This is a genomic window from Dehalobacter sp., assembly GCA_023667845.1.
Lineage (GTDB): Bacteria > Bacillota > Desulfitobacteriia > Desulfitobacteriales > Syntrophobotulaceae > Dehalobacter.
In genome coordinates this window covers 1-2,556 of the sequence record JAMPIU010000177.1, presented here as the reverse complement: position 1 = coordinate 2,556, position 2,556 = coordinate 1, and the positions used below count along the sequence as shown (strand labels likewise).

At 45.1% G+C, this 2,556-nt stretch carries 4 protein-coding genes; 3 read left to right on the top strand and 1 reads right to left on the bottom strand.

What is annotated here, in order from left to right; all coding sequences use genetic code 11:
- The 3 genes from NC238_14775 to NC238_14765 form a co-directional block, all read left to right on the top strand.
- The coding region (locus NC238_14775) for a spore photoproduct lyase (protein ID MCM1567171.1) at positions 1-529 on the top strand (529 nt) is incomplete at its 5' end.
- A 205-nt stretch (positions 530-734) separates the two neighbouring features.
- Entirely contained in the window at positions 735-1,244 is a 510-nt protein-coding gene (locus NC238_14770; GenBank protein ID MCM1567170.1) for a DUF2007 domain-containing protein, read from the top strand.
- Between the two features lie 123 nt (positions 1,245-1,367).
- Positions 1,368-1,883, top strand: coding sequence for a pentapeptide repeat-containing protein (locus tag NC238_14765; protein MCM1567169.1), 516 nt, complete (start codon positions 1,368-1,370; stop codon positions 1,881-1,883).
- A 100-nt stretch (positions 1,884-1,983) separates the two neighbouring features.
- On the opposite strand, the gene NC238_14760 is transcribed toward NC238_14765, so the two are convergent.
- On the bottom strand, positions 1,984-2,466 hold the full coding sequence (locus NC238_14760) for an NAD(P)H-dependent oxidoreductase subunit E (GenBank protein MCM1567168.1): 483 nt from the start codon (positions 2,464-2,466) through the stop codon (positions 1,984-1,986).
- Positions 2,467-2,556 lie beyond the last annotated feature (90 nt).

Here is a 2,556-nt window from a genome sequence, read left to right as displayed (position 1 = left end):
ACACGGCCGTTTCCGGTTCGTCACCAAATTTACCGACGTAGACACGCTGCTGGACGTTTCCCATAACGGGCACACCCGCTTTCGCTTCAGCATCAACACAGGCGATGTAATCAGTCGGTACGAGCACGCCACCCCGCCCCTCGCCGACAGGCTGGCGGCGGCACAAAAAGTGGCGGCGGCCGGTTACCCGCTGGGATTTCTGGTAGCGCCGATTATAGCGGAAGAGGGGTGGAAGGAAAGCTACCGGGATTTATTCAAGGCCGCCGCGGACGAGCTGGACGGGAAGATCTCCGGCCTCACCTTTGAATTTATCACCCACCGTTTTACCAAGAGGGCCAAAAACACGATTCTGGAGGTGTTCCCAAATACGGGCCTGGACCTGGAGGAAGAGTCCAGGACCTTTAAATTCGGCCAGTTCGGCTACGGCAAGTACGTCTATCCCAAAGATCTTTTCAACGAGATAAAAGACTATTTTCACAGTCTGGCACAGGAATATTTCCCGGAGGCCAAGGTGGAGTACTTTGTGTAAAAATGGGCCTCCCAAATTCTAGAACGTAGATACTACCATCATTCTTTAAAATTAATGGTTAGTTAACAAATGTCCTGTCAAGTAACAAGCACAGCTTATTAATAGTAGAAATTAGAGTAAAGGCAGGAAAATTAAATGGACTATAGAAATGATTACCAGTCTTATTTTATTTGAATAAAGAATTGTTTAAAAAGAGGGGAACTATATGCCTTGGTGCCCAAATTGCAGATATGAATATAGAGATGGCTTTGATACTTGTATTGAATGTGATAGCAAATTAGTTGAAACCCTTGAACCAATTAAAAAAGAGGAAATTGAACATGACAAAGAAAGCTATTTAATGTCTGTAACAGATGGAGTAGAAGCAGGCTTTATTGAAGCAATTTTAAATACCAATAATATACCGGTTTTAAAAAAATATAGAAGCACTGGCGCATATCTTGAACTATATTTGGGGATGTCTGGTTCTGGTGTTGACATATATGTTCCGTCGAAATTGTCAGGGCAGGCTAAAGAATTAGTAACTGGACAATCAGATGCTTCAGATGAATTATGCCTGGATATATCTTCTGAAGAAATAAATGGATTTAAAAAGGCAATAAATAGAAAGCGTAAGTTTCGAGCATGGGTTGTAATTCTCGTTTTTATTACGCCCGGACTTATTGCAGCTATCATAACGGCAGTTATTATAATACTTAGTTGGATTCATAAATAAGAAAAACGAACGTAATATACCCGATTTCCTGTATATGAAATACTTAAAATTGGACTTTATTTGTAGTAAAATTAATGAAAACGACCTTGCATATGTAAAGGTAATAAACCGGAGGGATTATTTGTGGCGAATAATGAGCAGTTGACTATTATGCGCGAAGGGACAGACGCTTGGAATAAATGGAGGCGCACCGCAAACACAGGCGTTGATCTCAGCAATGCAGTTCTTACTGAGGCGAATCTCAGCGGCGCGGATCTCAGTGAGGCAAATCTATGTAAGGCATTTCTCTTTTTGGCAGATCTCAGTAAGACAGACCTCAGAGGGTCAATTCTTTATTTGGCTAATCTCAGCGGAGCTAATCTCAGCGGGGCGGACCTCAGCGGTGCGGATCTCAGTGAGGCAGATCTCAGTGAGGCAGATCTCAGCGGAGCAAATCTCAGCGGGGCAAACCTCACTGATACAAATTTCAGCAGGGCGGATCTCAGCAAGGCCGATCTCAGTGGGGCAAAACTTACTTATGCCCATCTGGCCGGGGCGGATCTCTGTGAGGCAAATCTCAGCGGGGCGGATCTCAGACGGGCAAGCCTCAGGGAGGTAGATATTAACGGGGCAAATCTCGAGAGGGCATTGCTTGAGTGATATCAGCACTCATGGGATGGTATATGAATAATGAAGATAAGTTTGGGGACTGGCTCAAAGTTGAGCAGTCCCCTATTAATCTGCAAAGCGGAGCTTGCGGTTAGCTGTATGCTTTAATTATAGCCGGTACCTTGCCCGGATTTACATGGGGGTGGATCTCGTTGTCCACCATCACGGAGGGGCCGAAATCGCACGCGCCGAGGCACCGGACTACTTCAAGGTAAAACAGGCCGTCGGCGGTAGTCTCTCCGGGAGATATCCCCAGTGCCCCGCAAAACTCCTTAAGTACTTCCTGGGCTCCTTTCAGGTAACATGTCGTTCCCATGCACACGCTGATCCTGTGCAGCCCCGGGGTTTCGTGCCGGAGCAGGTCGCAGGAATACAGGAGGTCTTCAATTTCCGTCTCTTCTTTGCCGAAAGCCTCGGCCGCTCTCTTGATTATTTTACCCGGCAGGCTTCCGTATATCTCCATGTATTCTCTGAAAAAATTCAGTACTCCCCCGGGCTGATCCCTGTGTTTTGTTATTAATTCATTAACCCTGGCGTTTTCGCGGTCATGGCCACAGCCGCTGTCATTACACATCCAATAAACTCCCCCGTAAAAATAATATATATTTTATTATATTGTATCATAAAATGATATCATATATCATTACAGTAGTATTTTTCATAT